Here is a 16906-nt window from a genome sequence, read left to right as displayed (position 1 = left end):
GAAGCCACTCCCAGCCGACCTGGGAGTGGCCCGGCGCCCGCCCGTCAGGGCGTCATGATGCCGGGTAGGCGGGACTTGAAGTCCAACACGCCGACCCAGGTGGGACGCAGGGCTATGCGGGCCATCCGGGTTTCGGGGTGAGCCGCCCCGGCGACGTAACCCGCGCCTCCCTCCTCGCCCAGAAACCGGCGGGCCGACCGGGCCTGTTCGGGGACCATTCCGTCCACCTCCGTGATCGAGACCCGGCCGCGCAGCATCAGGACCTCCGGAGGCTGCGGCTCGGTGTCGATCGTGACGGCGACGTCCGGACGTTCGCGGAGCGCACGGAGGCGGCGCGCCGGACGCAGCATGCCCAGGGGCGGGCAGCGGACGAACGTCGCCATCACCAGTTCCTCGCCCGTCCACGTGAACCACGTCGCCATCACGCGCGGCGTACCGTCGGTCGCCGTGTAGGCGAGACGGGCCGGGATCGTCGAATGCAGCAGACGCTGGGCGATCTCGGTTTCGAGCAGGCGTACATCGCCCTGGGGATATTCCACGGTCATCTCCTTCAAAGGGTTCAGAGGAGATGACCGTGGGCGTCGGCCGGATTCATCGCCGCGAGGCGAATTCCAGCGTCGGGTAGTCGGTGTAGCCGGTCGCGGCGCCCGTGTACATCAGGTGCTGGTCCTTGACGGGGTTGAGCGGGGCGCCGGCGCGGAGGCGGTCGATGAGGTCGGGGTTCGCCAGGAAGGGACGGCCGAGGGCGACGAGGTCGGCGCCCGCCGCGACGAGGCGGCCGGCCTCGCGGGTGACGTCTCCGGTGGTGACGTCGGGCAGTTTCGGGTTGGCGATCAGGGTTCCGGGCCACGTCCGGCGGATGGTGTGGAAGAGGGCGCTGCCGGGATCGGCGTAGACGATGTGCAGGTAGGCCGGGGAGATCTCGGCCAGGGCCTGGACGAGGGCCGGGTAGAGGTCGTCGATGTCGTCCTCGTACATGCCGTTCGCGGTGACGCCGGGTGAGATCCGCACGCCGACGCGGCGAGGGCCGATGGCGGCGGCGACGGCACGGGTCACTTCGACCATGAAGCGGATGCGGGCCGCGATCGAGCCGCCGTACTCGTCGGTGCGCCGGTTGGTGTCGCGGGACAGGAACTGGTGCAGCAGGTAGCCGTTGGCCGAGTGCACCTCCACTCCTGCGAAGCCCGCGGCGACGGCGTTGCGGGCGGCGGTCACGAAGTCCGTGATGGTGGAGCGGATGACGGCGGCGGTCATCTGACGCGGGACGACGGCGGGCTGGGGCCCCAAGGGCGTGTGGATCGTGTCCGGAAGCGGGACGGGCGACGGCGCCACCGGGTGCAGGCCGCTGTTGTCGGGATGACCGACACGGCCGCCGTGCTGCAACTGCAGGAACATCCGGCCGCCCGCATCGTGCACGGCATCCGTGACGCGCCGCCATCCGGCCACATGCGCCGGGGCATGGATCGCCGGAATGTTCGGGTACGTCTGGCCGACGGCGTTCGGGGTGGCGGCCTCGGCGATGATCAGCCCGGCGGCGGCGCGTTGCGCGTAGTAGGTCGCCATCAGCTCGCCCGGGACGCCCTCGGCGTCCGCGCGGTTCCGCGTCATCGGTGCCATCACCAGGCGGTTCGGCAGGGCGAGTCCGCCGAGGCGGGCCGGTTCGAGAAGACCGTGAAGCTCCATGGTGGTGTCCTTTCAGCGGTGTGAGGGGAATCCGTGGGTCCGGGCGCCGAGGACGACCGCCAGGACCGGCGCGAGGAGCGCGAGGGTGCTCCACGCGAACGAGGCCGAGCCGAACAGGTGCAGGAGGGCGCCGCCGGCGATGCCGCCGCCGGCCATGGCCGCGTTCCAGAGGGTGACGAGCATGGCCTGCGCCGCGTCCGCCGCGTCGCCCCCCGCGTCACCGGCGGCGGTCTGCAGCAGGGTGGGCGCGCCGCCCCACCCGAGGCCCCACAGCGCGACGGCGGCATAGACGAGGGCGGGGCCATCGGCCCACAGCGCCAGGACGGCGGCGGCAGCGGCGACCAGCAGCGTCCCGGCGACGGTCAGCGCGCGCAGGCGGCGGTGGATGTGCGTGCCGACGATCCAGATCCCGGCCAGGGACGCCGCCCCGAAGACCAGCAGGACCAGGTCTGTGGACGAGCCCATGCCGAGCGTGTCGAGGAACGTCGCGATATAGGTGTAGAGGATCGTGTGGGCCAGGACGAAGACGAACGTCACGAACAGCACCGGCGCCACGCCGGGGACGCGGAGGACGTGCTGCCGGGCCGCCCGCTCGCCCGCGCGGCGTCCCGGGAAGTCCGGGACGGACGCGGTGATCCAGCCCAGCAGGACGAGGCTCAGCCCGGTCATGATCAGGAAGGCGGCCTGCCAGCCGAGCGCCGTCCCGAGGAACGTGCCCGCCGGGACGCCCAGGGACAGGGCGACGGGGATGCCGGCCATCGCGATGGCGATCGCCCGTCCCTCCAGGTGGGGCGGTGCGAGGCGGCGGGCGTAGCCGGCCAGCAGCGCCCAGGCGAGCCCGGCCGCGACCCCGGCCGCGAAGCGCGCCGTCATGGTCAGCAGGTAGTGCGTCGACAATGCCGTCACCGTGTTGGCGATGGCGAACCCGGCGACGGTCGCCAGCAGCAGGCGACGGCGACGCCAAGCCGCCGTCGCGGCCGTCAGCGGGACGGCCGTCAGCGCCGTCCCGAGCGCGTAGACCGTCACGGTCTGCCCGGTCGCGGACTCGCTGACGTGCAGGTCGCCGCTCATCGCGGGCAGCAGTCCGGCGGGCAGCGTCTCGGTCAGGCTCGTGATGAAGACCGCCGTGGCCAGCGTCAGCAGCGCGGGCATGGGCAGTCCACGGGCGGACGGCGTCTCTTCGCCGGTGGAGGTCAGTTCCGCGGTAGGCATGGAGCCGACTGTGCCGGGGGGCGCTTCGGAAACGCTGATGGTCCGCTGACGGCCGCCGAAGCACCGCCGGGTACGGTGCGGACATGCGGTTTGGCGTGCTCGGTCCGCTGATGGTGTGGGACGGCGCTTCCGGGGAGTCTTCCGGCAACGGGGAGCCCGTACGGATCCCGGAGGCGAAGGTCCGGGCACTGCTCGCTGATCTGCTGGTGCACGAGGGGCGGCCCGTCTCCGCCGACCGGCTCGTCCACGACCTGTGGGGCGACGACCTGCCCGGCAACCCCGCCAACGCCCTGCAGGCCAAGGTCTCCCAGCTGCGCCGCGTCCTCGGCCGGGACCGTGTGGTGCGGCAGGCGCCCGGGTACCGGCTCCGCCTCGACGGGCCCGGAGACGAGGTGGACGCCGACCGGTTCCGCGCACTGGCGGACCGAGCCCGCGCGGTGGACGAGCCGCGTGCGCGCGCCGGCCTGCTCACCGAGGCGCTGAGCCTGTGGCGGGGGGCGCCGTTCGCCGACTTCGCGGACGAGGAGTTCGCGCGGGCCGCGGCGGACCGCCTGGCCGACGAGCGGCTGGCCGTGCTGGAGGAGCAGGCCGAGGCGCGGCTCGAAGCCGGCGAGCACCTCCTGCTCGCCGGGGAGCTCGCCGGCCTCGTGGCGCACCACCCGTTCCGGGAACGGCTGCGCGCCGTCCAGATGCGGGCCCTGTACCGGGCGGGTCGCCAGAGCGAGGCCCTGGAGACCTACGCCGACCTGCGGAAACTGCTGGCGGACGAGCTGGGCCTCGATCCGGGCCCGGAGCTCGCCGTGCTGCACGAGGCGATCCTGCGGCAGGACGAGCCGCTCGCCCCCGAACCGGGCGCCGCGCCGCGATCGCACCTCCCGGTCCCGCTGACCGAGCTGATCGGCCGCGACCGGTGCCTGGACGACGTCGAGCGGCTCCTCGGCGCGGCGCGCCTGGTCACGCTGACCGGGCCGGGCGGCGTCGGCAAGACGCGGCTCGCCGTCGAGGCGGCCCGCCGGCTCGGCGGAACCGGCTTCCCTGACGGGGTGTGGCTCGTCGAGTTCGCCGGTCAGCGCGGCGGCGCGGCCGAGCTGGCGCAGGAGGTGTCGGCCGTGCTCGGGCTCCGCGACGACGTGCCGTCCGGAACGCCGGCCACCGCCGAAGGCCCCGCGGAGCGGCTCGCGGCGGCGCTGCGCGCCGCGGAGCGGCTCGCGGCGGCGCTGCGCGACCGGCGGCTCCTGCTCGTCCTCGACAACTGCGAGCAGGTCGCCGGCCCCGCCGCCGAACTCGCCGGCCTGCTGCTGCGCTCCGCCGCCGGACTCCGGATCCTGACGACCGGCCGCGAACCGCTCGGCCTGACGGGCGAGACCGTCTACCTGGTGGAGCCGCTCCAGGAGGCCGACGCGGTGCGGCTCTTCGCCGCCCGCGCCGCCGCGTCCGCCCCCGGGTTCTCGCTGGACGACGGCCGCGAGGCGGTCGCGGAGATCTGCCGCCGCCTCGACGGCATCCCGCTCGCGCTGGAGCTGGCGGCGACCCGGGTCCGGGCGCTCGGGGTGCGGGAACTGGCGGCGCGGCTCACCGACCGGTTCGGGGTCCTCACCACGGGACCGCGCGGCGCGCCCGCCCGCCAGCGCACCCTCCGGGCGGTGATCGACTGGAGCTGGGAGCTGCTCGCCCCGTCCGAACGCATCGTGCTGCGCAGGCTCGCCGTGCACGTGGACGGCTGCGGCCTGGACGCGGCCGAGGCCGTCTGCTCGGGCGACGGCGTGCGCCGCGACGACGTTGTCGACCTCCTCACACGGCTGGTCGACAGGTCCCTTGTCGTGATGGCGGACGGAACGTCAGGCCCGCGTTACCGCCTGCTGGACTCCGTGGCGGCGTACGCGATGGAGCGCCTGGAGGAGAAGGACGACCTGACCGGCACCCGCGACCGCCATCTGCGCCATTACCTCGACCTCGCCGAACGCGCCGAGCCGCAACTCCGCGGGGCGGACCAGCGGGCATGGCTGGATCGGCTCGACGCCGAGGCGGCGAACATGCGAGCGGCGCTGGACGAGGCGATGGGACGGCCCGATGCGGCGCGTCTCGCCACGGCCCTGTGCTGGTGGTGGCTGCTGCGCGGCCGCCTGCACGAAGCGCGCCGCACCCTGTCGGCGGTACTCGACGCGGCCCCGCGGCAGGACGCCGAACTCCGGCTGCTCCGCGACGCGTTCGCGCTACTGACAGGAGACCGGCCCGGGGCATCGACGGATCGGAAAATGCCGGGCCGGGCCCTCTGGCTTTACGCCTACGGTCTGTTCCACATCGGTGAGCCCGATGCGAGCGAGAAGACCAACGCCCGCGCGCTGGCCCTCTTCGACGAGGCCGGCGACCGCTGGGGCACCGCCGCCTCGCTCAGCCTGCGGGCGATGCTGGCGCTCGTCCGCGGCGACCTCCGGACCATCGGACGGGACGGCCCCGACGCCGCCCGCCTCTTCCGTGAACTCGGCGACCGCTGGGGCGAACTTCAGACCGTGTCGCCGCTGGCCGTCCTCGCCGAGATCAAAGGGGACTACGCGGAGGCCGAACGCCGCCAGAACGAGGGCCTGCGCATCGCCCGGGAGCTGGACCTCCGGACGGAGGTGGCCGCCCGGCTCTCCGGCCTCGGCAGGCTGGCGCTGCTCGCCCGCGACTGGGACCGGGCCCGCGACCTGCACGAGAGAGCTGGGCGGCTGGCCGTCGAGCAGGGCTACATGTACGGCGAGATGCACGCGCTGATGGGGCTCGCCCTCGGCGCCCGCCGTTCCGGCGACCTCGACGCGGCTGAGACCCTCCTGCACCGCATTCGCGACGAGTACGACTCGTCCGAGATAGGCGAACACCTACTGGAGGCGGAGCTCGGCTTCACCGCCGAACTGCGCGGAGACGCCTCGCGGGCTCTCGCGCATCACCGCCGCGGGCTGGAGATCGCCCGATCGATCGGGGAACCCCGGGCGGTGGCGCTGTCCCTGGAAGGGCTGGCGGGCGCGGCGGTCCTCGGCGGCGACGCGGAACGCGCCGCACGCCTCCTCGGCGCGGCGGACGCGTTCCGCCGCAGCGTGGACGCCCCGCTCCCGCCGGCCGAACGCGGCGACGTCGACCGGATCACGGCCGCCGTGGGCAGGGCCCGCCGTCAATCCTGATGACGGGACGCGTACATCTCGGTGTAGTCGATCATCTCCTGAACGTACTTGGCGACACGGCGCGGGCACCGGCCGTGCTCGTCGGCGTCCTCGGGCGGGGAGACCAGGCTGCGCGCATGGCGCGGGGTGTCCCGGATCTGGACGTCATGGCCATCGGGATGCGGGCAGGGCCGGTCGAGGGCGGAGAGGTCGAACGTCTTGAGGGCCTCGTTGTAGAGGGCGGCCACGGACGGAGCGGCCGAGCCCCAGTAGCAGTGCTGGGCCAGGTGCGCCACGGCCAGGGCGAGCGGCGCGCGCTCTTCGGGGAGCGCGTCCCCCAGCAACCTGCGGGCCGCCCAGACGGCGGCCTTCTCGGCGGTGGGATCGATGCTGCTGTACTTCTGCCGTTCGATGTCGGAGAGCACGGCGTCGAGGTTCGTCCGGCCGTCCCCGGTCAGGTAGCGCGCATCCAGCTCGGGATCGGCGGTCGGGGCCTCGAACCGCTCCTTCCGTGCCTCCGTGAGGTCCGCCACCGTCTGGGCGGCCAGGCCCGCCAGGAAGCCGGAGCAGTTCATGGCATCGAGGTCCACGCCCTCATCGGTGAGGAACCCGTCGTAGGCCTTCCACGCCTCGGGGTCGCCGATCAGAGCCATGACCTCGGCCGCCCCCTCGGGGTCCTCACCGCGGATCACGGGGTGCTTGTGCTCGCCGGGCGACGGGCAGACCGCCTCCCCGTAGACCTCCCCGGCCCGGGAGGCGGCGTCGATCAGGTCGTCAAAGAGAGAGACCTCGGTGATCTGCCACTTGACGTACCAGCGGCCGGCGTACGCGGCGACCATCATCGCGCGCCCCTGCCGGCTGCCGGGATCGGCCCCCAGCTCATTGGCGATCATGCCCAGCGTGTCCGGCGGCTCGCCGTACGGATAGCCGTGGAGCATGTTGGCGAGTTCGTTCGCCAGCTCCTTGAAGTCGATCGAACCGTCGTCCGTGTAGTACACCAAGGCTCCGAATCACGAGGAGATCAGGTGATCTTCAGACGACCCCGCCCGCACATCAGTTCCAACCGGGATGGTCAGCACGTCGAGTGGAACAGGCCGCCGACGGCAGTCGTCTCGGCAAGCCGGTTGTAGAGATCGACGGCCGCGACCGTCTCCTCCACGTGTGCCTCCACCCCTGCCTCCTCCAGCAGCTCCAGGGTCGCGGACATGGTCAGGAGCCGCAGTTCCATACCGCGGCTGAGCACGATGACCGCGCAGCCGTGGTCCAGGAGTTCGGCCGTTCCCTTCGAGAGCTGACCAAGCCCGCTCATAGTGCCGCACGGCAAGCGTTCGCGTCAGGTACGGCGTAGGCCGGAGAGGTCGCGGGTTGTGACCGTGTTGCGGTCGGTGGGGCGGTTTCCCAGAGACAGTTGAGGCCATTGGCCGGAGAGTTCCTGGCGGCTGCGTTCGCTCCAAGCGCGAGCCTCGTCACTGCGGGTCTTGTAGAAGTTGAGGGCGTAGCCACCGGTATGGACGCGGAGAAGCTTGACTGCCTCTCCCCCTGAAGGGAGGAGTTCCTACGGCTCGCGCCGTGGGTGTTTCTGCTTCGTAGCCGACTGCGGAAGGGAGGACCCTTGCCGTCTGACATCAGCTCCACAGACCTCGCCGGGGGTGCCCCCGGCTACGGCTCGACCAGCCGCAAGGATGTTCTTGGCCGCGTTGACGTCCCGGTCATGCCGGGTGCGGCAGCCCGGGCACGACCAGTGCCGGGTGGAAAGACTCAGCTCGGCCAGCAGGTGCCCGCAGTGCGAGCAGGTCTTGGACGAGGGGTACCAGCGGTCGATCACGATCAGGGTGCGTCCGGCGCGTTCGGCCTTGTACTCCAGCTGGCGGCGGAACTCGCCCCACCCGCAGTCGGAGATCGCCTTGGCCAGGCTGTGGTTGCGGACCATGTTGGCGACCGCGAGGTCTTCGATCACGATCACGTCTGCTTGGCGGACGAGGCCGGTGCTGGTGCGGTGCAGGAAGTCGGCGCGCGCGTTGCGGACCTTGCGGCAGGCGCGGGCGACCTTGGTCTTGGCCTTGCGGCGGTTGACCGAACCGGGCTGTTTGCGGGCCATGCGCCGCTGATAGCGGGCCAGGTTGCGCTGCTTCTTGTCCAGGTGGCGGGGGTTGGGAATGGACTCCCCGTCGGAGGTCACCGCGAAGTCCTTCACCCCCAGGTCGATGCCGATCTGGTGCCCGGCGGCCGGCAGGGGCTCGGGGGTGTCGGTGTCGACGGCGAAGGTCACATACCAGCGGCCGTCCGGCTCCCGCGAGACCACCACCATTGTCGGGTTCAGCCCGGCGAGGTCCACCTCATCGAAGGACCACACGAACGTTAACGGCGCGGTGGTCTTGGCCATCCACAGTTCGCCTTCGCGCATGCGGAACGCCGAGCGGGTGTAGTGCGCGCTCTGGCGGGAGGTGCGGGTCTTGAAGCGCGGGTAGTGGGCACGTCCGGCGAAGAAGTTGGCGAAGGCGGCGTGCTGGTGCCGCAGCGCCTGCTGCAGCGGAACGCTGGACACCTCGGACAAGAATGCCAGGTCCTGCGTCTTCTTCCAGGCCGTCAAGGCGGCGTCAGTCTGCTTGTAGGACGTGCGCTTGCCCTCGGCATGGTAGGCGCGGTGCCGTTCGGCAAGGGTCTTGTTCCACACCAGGCGCACGCAGCCGAACGTGCGGCCAAAGGTGGCCGCCTGTTCAGGGTCGGGGTAGGCCCGGCACTTGTACGCCGTCCGCATGACCAATCACCTTACACACCGGATCGGTGCGCGTAAGGTTTTCCGGATGCCAGCGGACCCGGTTCTTGGAACGTCCCGGCTGCGCCGGGCCGCTTCTGACCGAGTCCGAATTACTCCCCAGCCTGAAGTCCGGTCGCAGCGGCCGGACCCCCGCGCCAGGCCCAAACGCGGAAGGTCAGCCGGCGGCGACGGCCTGCAGGCGTTCCTCGCGGAGGCGGCCCGCCCAGGAGTCGTCCAGCGGCTGCAGCTCGGTGCCGACCGCCCAGCGGAGCAGGAGGTCGGCCAGGCCCGGGTTGCGGACCAGGGCCGGGCCGTGCATGTAGGTGCCGAGGACACGGCCGCTGTACGCACCCTCGAAGCCGTCGCCGCCGCCGTTGCCGACGCCGTGCACGACCTTCGCGAAGGGGCGCGCGTTCTGCCCGAGGTGGGTGACGCCCTGGTGGTTCTCGAAGCCGGTGATGCGCGGCACGTTCAGCTCGCCCGCGACGTCCCCGACGATCTCGCCGACCGCGCGCTGCTCGCCGCGTCCCGAACGGATGTCGAGCAGGCCGAGGCCGGGGACGGGCTGCCCCTCCTCGCCGCCGAACTCGTGGCCGAGCAGCTGGTAGCCGGCGCAGACGGCGAACACGACCGCCCCCGACTGGACGGCGCGGGCGAGCCCCCCGTCGCCCCGCAGGCGCTGCGCCGCGAGGATCTGCGGCCGGTCCTCACCGCCGCCGAGCAGGTAGATGTCGCCGTCGGCGGGGACGGGCTCGTCCGACCGGAGGCTGACGGTCTCGGTCGGGATGCCGCGCAGCGCGGCCCGCCGCTCCAGGACGATCGTGTTGCCCTGGTCGCCGTAGGTGCTGAGCAGGTCCGGGTAGATCCAGACGATCTTGATGCGGTCAGACGACACGGCCGTACCTCGTTCGGATGTTCTGGAAGGCGGTGTAGTTGGCGATCACGTCCAGGTGCCCGGGCGGGACGGCCATGACCGCCTGGTCGATGTCGTCCACCAGCGTGAAGGACACCTCCGCGGCCTCCAGCCGGGCGGCGAGGTCGATGCGGCGCTCGCCGGCGACCCACACGGGACGGCCCCTCAGGATGCGGTAGTCGACGTCCCACAGCCAGGAGGTGTCGCGGCCGTCCGGACCCTGCGCGTTGATCGACAGGGCGACCGGGCCGGGCGCGGGCTGCAGGACGTCGAACGCCTCCAGCCAGCCCGCCGGGTTCTTCGACAGCAGCAGCCGGATCGAGCGGCCCTCGTGCTCGACCGTCGTGTACCGGCCGGCGACCGACGTGACCTGCGACAGCAGCGGCAGCGCCTGCTCGGGCGCGACCCCGAACTGCGCGACGACCGCCAGCGCGATCAGGGCGTTCGAGCGGTTGGCCCGCCCGGGCAGGGAGAGCCCGGTCAGCGAGAACGTCCGGCCGTCCGGGCCGGTGATCAGGTCGCCCTTCAGCGCCCAGTCGGGACGGGGACGGGCGAAGTGGCACTGGCGGCAGCGCCAGTCGCTGTCCTCGTCGGTGTCCTGCCGGTCGAGGGGGCCGCCGCACTCGGGGCAGCACCAGGAGTCCTCGCGCCAGTGCTGGCCCGCGGCGACCCACGTCACGCTCTTGGCGGTGGACGCGCCCCAGGTGACCAGCGGGTCGTCGCAGTTGGCGATGACGTGGCTGGTCGGGGACGCCTCCAGCGCCTTGCGCCACTTGCCGGCCAGCAGCCAGATCTCGGCGGCGCGGTCCATCTGGTCGCGGCTGAGGTTCATCAGCGCGACGATGTTCGCCCCGGTCTCCTTCAGGACCATCGGGACGTACTTCTCGTCACACTCCAGCACGCCGTAGCGGGCGGACGGCGCGGACGCGAGCGCGGACACGTGCCCGGTCGGCATGTTCGCGCCGAACGCGTTGGTGGCGACCTCGCCCAGCGGCGTCATCGCCGAGGTGATCAGCCGGGTCGTCGTCGTCTTGCCGTTGGTGGCGCTGACGAGGACGAGCTTGCGGTCCTTGGCGAGCCTGGTCAGCAGCTCGGGGTCGAGGCGGAGGCCGACCCGCCCGCCGATCACCGAGCCGTCCCCGCGGCCCGCCATTCGGGACATCTTGGCGGCCGTACGACCGAGCGCGACGGCCAGCTGCGAACGCAGCGGAAGATCGCTCATGGACTCCGTCTTCTCTGGATGCGCCGGGAAACCGCTCCGAGCCTAGCCGGTGAGCGCGGCGCGCGCGGCGTGCCGGCGGGGTTGAGGGGCGTCCCCGGCGACCGGAACCTGAATTGTGAGCAGCATCACAGCATTTCAGGTAAACCACCTGCGGCAATCTTGACCATTGCCGACATGTCGTGATTCGGTGCCACCTCCGACTGCGGTGTGCCAGATTGACAACCACGCGTCCGAGAACGGCGTCACCCACTACTTTTGTCGGGAGCCCTGCTGGATCGCGGGGAGGCGGTGCCCGCCCCGGCCGGCGGGCCTGGATCGCAAGCGTGGGCAAGCGGCTATAAGGCGAGGTCAGAGCGATGCAGTGTCCGACGTGCGGTAATGACACGCCTGGGACGCTCGGCAAGTGTTCGCACTGCGAGGCGCCGATCGACGTGTACTCGGTCGGGCCCGCCGTTCCCATGGGGGCTCCCGTCGCGGACACCGCCCCGGCGGGCGTCGCCGCCGAGGTGCCCGGCGACCGGACGATGATGACGCCGCCGCCCACCCCGTCCTGGGGCACGGGCGCGCAGCCGGCCGTGAGCCCGGACCTGGCGATGCCGCCCCAGCCGTCGCCGCAGCAGACGGCCCCCGAGCCTCCGGCGCGGCCGCCGCTGCGGCTGTCCGTGGAACCGTCGGACCCGACGCCCGCGGCCGCGTCGCCGCTGCCGCCCGTCGACCCCGAGGACACCGCGGCCTGGACGTTCAACCCGGACGAGGACGACTCAGGCGGCTTCAGGCCCCCGCCCGCATGGGGGAACGAGCAGCCGGCGCCGCCTGCGGAGGAGAAGGCCGCCCCCGCGGCCGGCCCTCCGCCCTCGAACCCGTTCGGGCTGGGCGAGCAGGCCTCGCCCGGCGAGTCGATCGTCCCGGACTCGTGGTTCGCGCAGCCGCGCAGGCCCGAGGGGCCTGAGGCCGAGCCGACGCAGGTGTGGGGACAGCAGCCTCCCGCCGGGCAACCGGCCACCATGCTGGACGCCGACGTGACGCAGTTCGACCCCGGCCCGGGGTCGGCCCCCGGCGCCCAGGGGTTCGGCGAAGACCTCGACCGGACCCGGATGGACCCGGGCTCCCCAATGGGCGCCCCCATGGGCGCCGCTCCCCTCATGGGCCCGATGAACCAGCCGCCGATGGGGCCGGGTCCGATGGGGCCGGGCCAGATGGGCGCGCCCCCCATGGGCCCGGGGATGCAGCCCATGGGCCCGATGGGGCCGGGCGACCCCGCCTTCGGCTACCCGCCGGGCCAGGTGCCGCCGGGACCGAACAAGAACGGGACGAGCAAGCCGCTCATCGCGGCCGTCGCCGCGCTGGTCACGGTCGCGGCCGGCGCCGTCGCGGTCGTCGCGTGGCCGTCCGGCGGCTCGCCCGGGGACGCGAACCCGTCTCCGGCGGCGTCCCAGAAGCAGGTCGCGCAGAAGAACGCGATCCCGCCTGAGACCAAGCAGCAGGCCGCGACGGTGAACAAGCTCATCAACGACAGCGTCGCCACCCGCCGCGTCCTCGCCGGGGCGCTCGGCCGCGCCGGCAAGTGCAAGACGCTGCCGCAGGCGATCCAGGGGTTCCAGACGGTCGCGCAGCGGCGCACGAACCAGCTGAACCGCACGCGGGCCCTCAAGGTCGACAAGCTCGCCAACGGCGAGCGGCTGCGCGGCTCGCTGTCCCAGGCGCTGACGGCGTCGCTGCAGGTCGACCAGGTCCTGCTGCAGTGGGCGCAGGCGAACCAGCGCAAGTGCAAGGGCAAGCCGCGTCCCAGCGCGGCGCACGTTCCGGGGCGCGCCGCCGGTGAGCGGCGCGCGACGACGGCCAAGAAGCAGTTCGTCGTGCTGTGGAACCCGGTCGCGAAGCAGACGGGCCAGCCGCTGCGGAGCTGGAAGCGCGTATAACAGGCGGTAGCGCAGTATTCTCTGACCGTTCGTATTCACGGGGCCAGGGGGGCCGTCATGCGGTGTCCGAACTGCGGAACCGAGACCTCTTCGGCGTCGCCCAGATGCCTGCGCTGCAACGCGCCGCTGCCGCCGTCCCGCGCAGACGACTCGACGGTCCGCGACCCGGAGGACGGCATCCCCGTCCCCCGTGAGCCGGTGCCGCCGCCGTGGGCCGGGCAGGCCCCCGCCCATTGGGGGGCGCCCCCGGACCACACGACCCCCATCGCGCCCTCCGACGACCGGACGGCGGCCATGCCCTCGGAGGAGCGGACGGCGCAGATGCCGCCCTCGTCGGAGGGGACGGCTCACATGCCGCCGTCCGTGGAGCGGACCACGCAGCTCTCCCCCGAGCCGTGGTCCGAGCCCTGGTCCGAGCCCGCGATCTGGCAGCCGCCGGCCCCGCCCAAGCGCAGCAATCTCCCGTACTTCCTGGCCGCGGCGGGCGTCGTCCTTCTGATCGGGCTCGCGGCGGGCATCGTGCTCTGGCCGAGCGGCTCGGACACGCCGCCGGCCGCCACCTCGCCGTCCGCGGTCGAGAGCCAGGGCGCCTCACCAGCGACCGAGAACACCTCCACCGGCACGAACGGCGATCTCGAAGCGCAGGCCGGCGCGGTGGACAAGCTGCTGGCCGACATGGGCGCGACCCGCTCCGAACTCGGCACGGTCGTCACCAGCGGCTGCCCCGTGGACGGTCTGCAACGCATCCTCGACGCGCGCAAGAACCAGCTGGAGCAGGCCCGCGCCCTCGAAGTGAGCGCCCTCGACAACGGGACCCAGATGAAGGACGCCCTCGTCCGTGCCCTGGAGGCGTCGACCGAGTCGAACCAGCGCTACCTGGACGGCGCCCCCGGCTGCCCGTCCGAGGGCGAGGTCGCCGACGTCAACCAGCGAGCGAGCTCCGCCAAGAACGAGTTCATCGGCTATTGGACCCCCATCGCCGAAAAGGCCGGCCTCCCCACCCGCGGCGAAAGCGACATCTGAGTCACCCGGCGCCCGGGGGGTTGAGGAAGGGGAGGCCCTTGGACGGGTCTTCGAAGGGGGTTATGAAGCGGTCGAACCAGCTCAGGACGGGCTCCAGCCATTCGGTCACGCGCATCGTCTCGGCCACGTGGTCGATCTGCTCGTCCTCGTCGAAACCGATCGCGACGGTGGAGAGGTCCTGGAAGAAGCCGGACTGGTCGTCGTCGCCGTAGAGCGCGCTCACGGCGATGGGGCGGTTGCGCTCCAGTTCCATCGACAGCGGGTGGCGGCGCAGGGCGCGGAGGCGGTGGCCGAGTTTGGCGTCCGGCGGCTGCTTGAGGCCCGGGAGCTGGTAGTCCATTCGCGGCGCGAGGGCGTGCTTGTCGGGGGCGCCGCCGCCGTAGGGGAAGAGGCGGTCGAGCTCGTGCAGCCATTTGACCTGCGGGATCACCCACTGCGGGCCGGGGGCGGTGGCGGGGGCGCCGCCGCCCAGCAAGCGCTGGGCGACCTCGGCGACGGCGGCGGTGAGGTCGGCGGGAAGGTAGGCGTTGCGCAGCGACCGTGACCGCCGGGTCACGGCCCGTTCCAGGACGGTCGCCAGCGCGCATTCGCGGAGCCGGGGGGCGAGCCGCGACCAGGCGCGGCCGAGGTCGGGCGGGACGGCCGGCATCGGGCGGTTCACGACGTGCGCCAGCACGAGCGTGTCGGCCCACAGGCGGAGCCAGGCCCAGTCGGCGTGGCCCGCGATCAGGTCGGCCTCGCGGAGTTCCCACAGGGTGCAGGCCCGGCCCGAGCGGCATTCGCAGCCGCAGGCGGCCGAGCGGCGGCCGTCCACGGGCGGCGGCGGGCCCGCCAGCTCGGCTTCGCGGCCCTCCCCCAGCGGGACGCGGACGCGGAGCGGACGGTCCATGCCGTCGGCGAAGACGGCGGCGACGCCCGGGCGCAGCGACACCACCTCGCGGGACTGGTCGGCGTCCAGGTTCATGGCCGCGCCGACCTGGTGCCGGTCGTCGTACGCCGGCAGCCGGTGGACGACCTTCAGCGCGGTGTTCTTGATGACGTCCGGGACGAGCTTCGTCGGGATCTGCTCGGCGACGATGATGCCCTCGCCGTAGGCGCGGATCTCGGCGAGCATCCCGGCGAACAGCTCGACGGCGTGGGAGCTGCCGCGTTCCGGGCCGCGGTTGCGCAGCAGGCGGTGCGCCTCCTCGATGACGATGACGTGCCGGAGCGCGGAGCCGGCGGCGCGGTCGCGGTTCCGTTCCCGCATCCGCAGGTGCTCCACGATGCGGATGATCAGGGTGCCCATGAGGAACGCCTTGTCCTCGTCGTTCGCGACGTCCTCGATGGCGAGGACGATGTTGTCGCGGAGCATCCCGCCGATGTCGGCCGGGTGGCCGCCCTCGAAGAACCGTCCGGCGGAGCCGATGCGCAGGGAGCGGAGCCGGACGTCCACGAAGCCCTGCACGTCGGCCATCAGCTCGCGCCCGTACCCGACGTCCTGGATGACCTGGAGCGCCGCGTTCTGGAGCTGCTCCAGCGTCGGGACGGCGGGCTCGATCAGCGAGCCGGGCACGCCCGCGCCGGTCACGACGTCCCACCCGTTGTTCTCGTAGACGCGCTGGAGCGCCTGCGCCATGATCTGCGGGAACGGCTCCTCGGCGTCGAACGCGGCCTGGAACAGGGCGCGCACCATGTCGATGTGCGCCTGGACGGGGTAGCCGGGCTCGGGCGCGAGCGGGTTCACCGACAGCGGCACCGAGTCCGGGTCGGACGGGTTGACGACCGTGACGGGCCCGCCGAGGTCCTGGATGCGGCCCGCCATCGCCGCGTACTCCGACTTCGCCGGCTCGATCGCCAGCCACGGGACGCCGGCCCGGGTGAGCTGCTCCAGCAGGTGCCGGACGGTCTGCGACTTGCCCGCGCCGGTCGCGCCGGTGACGAACACGTGCCGGTTGATCGTGGAGCGCGGGACGGTGAACCGGCCGACCTCCCGGTCCTGGCCGTCCAGGATGGCGCCCAGCTCGATCTGCGCGTCCCCGGCGCCGGGCGCCGTCTCCGACGTGACGTCGAAGTACCCGGCGTCCAGCACCCGCAGGCCGGGGACCTCGCGGCGCGGCAGCCCGGCGAGCGCGGCCAGCGCCCCGGCCGTCGCGACGAACGGGAACCGCTGCTCGGACTCCGCCATCGGGCGGACCGGCGCGGGCGCCGTCCCCGGGCTCAGCATCTCGGCGAACGATCCGCTGCCCTGCCCCGACCGCAGCCGGTACGGGTGGTGGCCGAGTTCCATCGACCCGACCAGCACGGGCGCGATCTGCCCGAGCTCGTCCTGCGACGCGGCCCCGGCCACGACCCGGACCTGCCACAGCCCGGCCTCGCGGAACGCGTCCAGCTCGGCGAGCCGCCGGTCGGCGCGGGCGACGGCGAGCCGGGCGTTCTCGTCCTCGCCGCGCCGCAGCATCCGCAGCTCGTGGTGCAGCTCCCGCATCTCGGTGTCGATCAGCCGCTCGTCGCACGGCTCGGCGACCACGAACCAGCCGAACGGCCGCTCCATCAGCGTGACGAGCGTCGCCTCGAACAGCCCGGGGCCGCCGTCCGCCCCGGCCCCCTGCGGCGCGAGACGGCCGGGGCAGCGCGTCCACGCCATCCGCTCCGCCCGCCGCAGCCACCCGTCCCCGACCGGGACGCCGCGCGCGCCGCTCGGGAACAGCAGCCCGTGGGTCTCCGCGTCGGGCTCCGGCGTCCCGATCGGCCCGGCGTTGGTGATCAGCTCCAGCGGGGCGCCTCCTCCCGCCGACAACCAGCCGACGACGAACGGCCTGCCCAGCCGCGCGGCCGAGAGCGCGGCGGGCAGCACGCTGACGAAGTCCCACTCGGCCGACGCGTCCCGCTGCGGAGCCGGAATCGCCTGAATCCGGTACCAGGGCCCCGGCAGCACGAACGGCTCCGCGGCGCGCATGGCGGGCGGCGGCCCTCCCGGGGGTGGGCCCGGCGCCCTGCGGTAGGGCGGCATCCCGGGCGGCGGCGATCCAGGGGGCGGGGTCACGTCAGCATCCTTCC

General features: G+C 73.0%; 12 protein-coding genes. 3 read left to right on the top strand and 9 right to left on the bottom strand.

Translation table 11 applies throughout. From position 1 onward, the window contains the following. Positions 1–44: 44 nt before the first annotated feature. The 3 genes from ACQPZP_RS06055 to ACQPZP_RS06045 are packed head-to-tail and all read right to left on the bottom strand — an operon-like array spanning position 45 to position 2895. Positions 45–539, bottom strand: coding sequence for a pyridoxamine 5'-phosphate oxidase family protein (locus ACQPZP_RS06055; protein ID WP_433476639.1), 495 nt, complete (start codon positions 537–539; stop codon positions 45–47). Between the two features lie 52 nt (positions 540–591). Further along, positions 592–1683, bottom strand: coding sequence for an alkene reductase (locus tag ACQPZP_RS06050; protein WP_433476638.1), 1092 nt, complete (start codon positions 1681–1683; stop codon positions 592–594). Between the two features lie 12 nt (positions 1684–1695). After that, complete coding sequence (locus ACQPZP_RS06045) at positions 1696–2895, bottom strand: MFS transporter (RefSeq protein WP_433476637.1); 1200 nt, start codon at positions 2893–2895, stop codon at positions 1696–1698. A gap of 83 nt (positions 2896–2978) precedes the next feature. Here ACQPZP_RS06045 and ACQPZP_RS06040 point away from each other — a divergent pair, with 83 nt between their 5' ends. Next, positions 2979–6053: a BTAD domain-containing putative transcriptional regulator gene (locus ACQPZP_RS06040; RefSeq protein WP_433476636.1), complete on the top strand. Its 3075-nt coding sequence runs from the start codon at positions 2979–2981 to the stop codon at positions 6051–6053. Here the strand turns inward: ACQPZP_RS06040 and ACQPZP_RS06035 are convergent. The 5 genes from ACQPZP_RS06035 to ACQPZP_RS06015 all read right to left on the bottom strand — a co-directional run bounded on the left by ACQPZP_RS06035 (position 6044) and on the right by ACQPZP_RS06015 (position 10925). After that, on the bottom strand, positions 6044–7030 hold the full coding sequence (locus tag ACQPZP_RS06035) for a hypothetical protein (RefSeq protein WP_433476635.1): 987 nt from the start codon (positions 7028–7030) through the stop codon (positions 6044–6046). The genes ACQPZP_RS06040 and ACQPZP_RS06035 overlap by 10 nt on opposite strands. 74 nt (positions 7031–7104) lie before the next feature. Continuing rightward, a complete protein-coding gene (locus ACQPZP_RS06030) occupies positions 7105–7341 on the bottom strand; it encodes a hypothetical protein (RefSeq protein WP_433476634.1) in 237 nt (78 codons plus the stop codon). Positions 7342–7587: 246 nt separating this feature from the next. Next, complete coding sequence (locus ACQPZP_RS06025; RefSeq protein ID WP_433476633.1) at positions 7588–8790, bottom strand: RNA-guided endonuclease InsQ/TnpB family protein; 1203 nt, start codon at positions 8788–8790, stop codon at positions 7588–7590. Between the two features lie 175 nt (positions 8791–8965). After that, positions 8966–9685, bottom strand: a complete 720-nt coding sequence (locus ACQPZP_RS06020) for a type 1 glutamine amidotransferase (RefSeq protein WP_433476632.1) — start codon at positions 9683–9685, stop codon at positions 8966–8968. Then, entirely contained in the window at positions 9675–10925 is a 1251-nt protein-coding gene (locus ACQPZP_RS06015; RefSeq protein WP_433476631.1) for a MurT ligase domain-containing protein, read from the bottom strand. Before ACQPZP_RS06015 ends, ACQPZP_RS06020 begins: the two co-directional genes overlap by 11 nt. Positions 10926–11281: 356 nt before the next feature. Here ACQPZP_RS06015 and ACQPZP_RS06010 point away from each other — a divergent pair, with 356 nt between their 5' ends. Continuing rightward, positions 11282–12844, top strand: a complete 1563-nt coding sequence (locus ACQPZP_RS06010) for a hypothetical protein (protein ID WP_433476630.1) — start codon at positions 11282–11284, stop codon at positions 12842–12844. 57 nt (positions 12845–12901) lie between these two features. Next, entirely contained in the window at positions 12902–13867 is a 966-nt protein-coding gene (locus tag ACQPZP_RS06005; RefSeq protein ID WP_433476629.1) for a hypothetical protein, read from the top strand. Between the two features lies 1 nt (position 13868). Here ACQPZP_RS06005 and ACQPZP_RS06000 read toward each other — a convergent pair whose 3' ends face one another. After that, positions 13869–16892 (bottom strand): ATP-binding protein, encoded by a 3024-nt coding sequence (locus tag ACQPZP_RS06000; protein ID WP_433476628.1) that lies wholly within the window; start codon positions 16890–16892, stop codon positions 13869–13871. Positions 16893–16906 lie beyond the last annotated feature (14 nt).

This window comes from Spirillospora sp. CA-142024 (assembly GCF_050942325.1).
Lineage (GTDB): Bacteria > Actinomycetota > Actinomycetes > Streptosporangiales > Streptosporangiaceae > Spirillospora.
The sequence above is the reverse complement of the archived record's forward strand: the minus strand, read 5'-3'. Positions and strand labels throughout refer to the sequence as shown.

Excerpts from the sequence above, each read along its gene's own strand:
- ACQPZP_RS06010 (WP_433476630.1), top strand. The coding sequence starts at position 11,282 with ATGCAGTGTCCGACGTGCGGTAATGACACGCCTGGGACGCTCGGCAAG.
- ACQPZP_RS06015 (WP_433476631.1), bottom strand. The coding sequence starts at position 10,925 with ATGAGCGATCTTCCGCTGCGTTCGCAGCTGGCCGTCGCGCTCGGTCGT.
- ACQPZP_RS06005 (WP_433476629.1), top strand. The coding sequence starts at position 12,902 with ATGCGGTGTCCGAACTGCGGAACCGAGACCTCTTCGGCGTCGCCCAGA.
- ACQPZP_RS06040 (WP_433476636.1), top strand. The coding sequence starts at position 2,979 with ATGCGGTTTGGCGTGCTCGGTCCGCTGATGGTGTGGGACGGCGCTTCC.
- ACQPZP_RS06025 (WP_433476633.1), bottom strand. The coding sequence starts at position 8,790 with ATGCGGACGGCGTACAAGTGCCGGGCCTACCCCGACCCTGAACAGGCG.
- ACQPZP_RS06045 (WP_433476637.1), bottom strand. The coding sequence starts at position 2,895 with ATGCCTACCGCGGAACTGACCTCCACCGGCGAAGAGACGCCGTCCGCC.
- ACQPZP_RS06030 (WP_433476634.1), bottom strand. The coding sequence starts at position 7,341 with ATGAGCGGGCTTGGTCAGCTCTCGAAGGGAACGGCCGAACTCCTGGAC.
- ACQPZP_RS06050 (WP_433476638.1), bottom strand. The coding sequence starts at position 1,683 with ATGGAGCTTCACGGTCTTCTCGAACCGGCCCGCCTCGGCGGACTCGCC.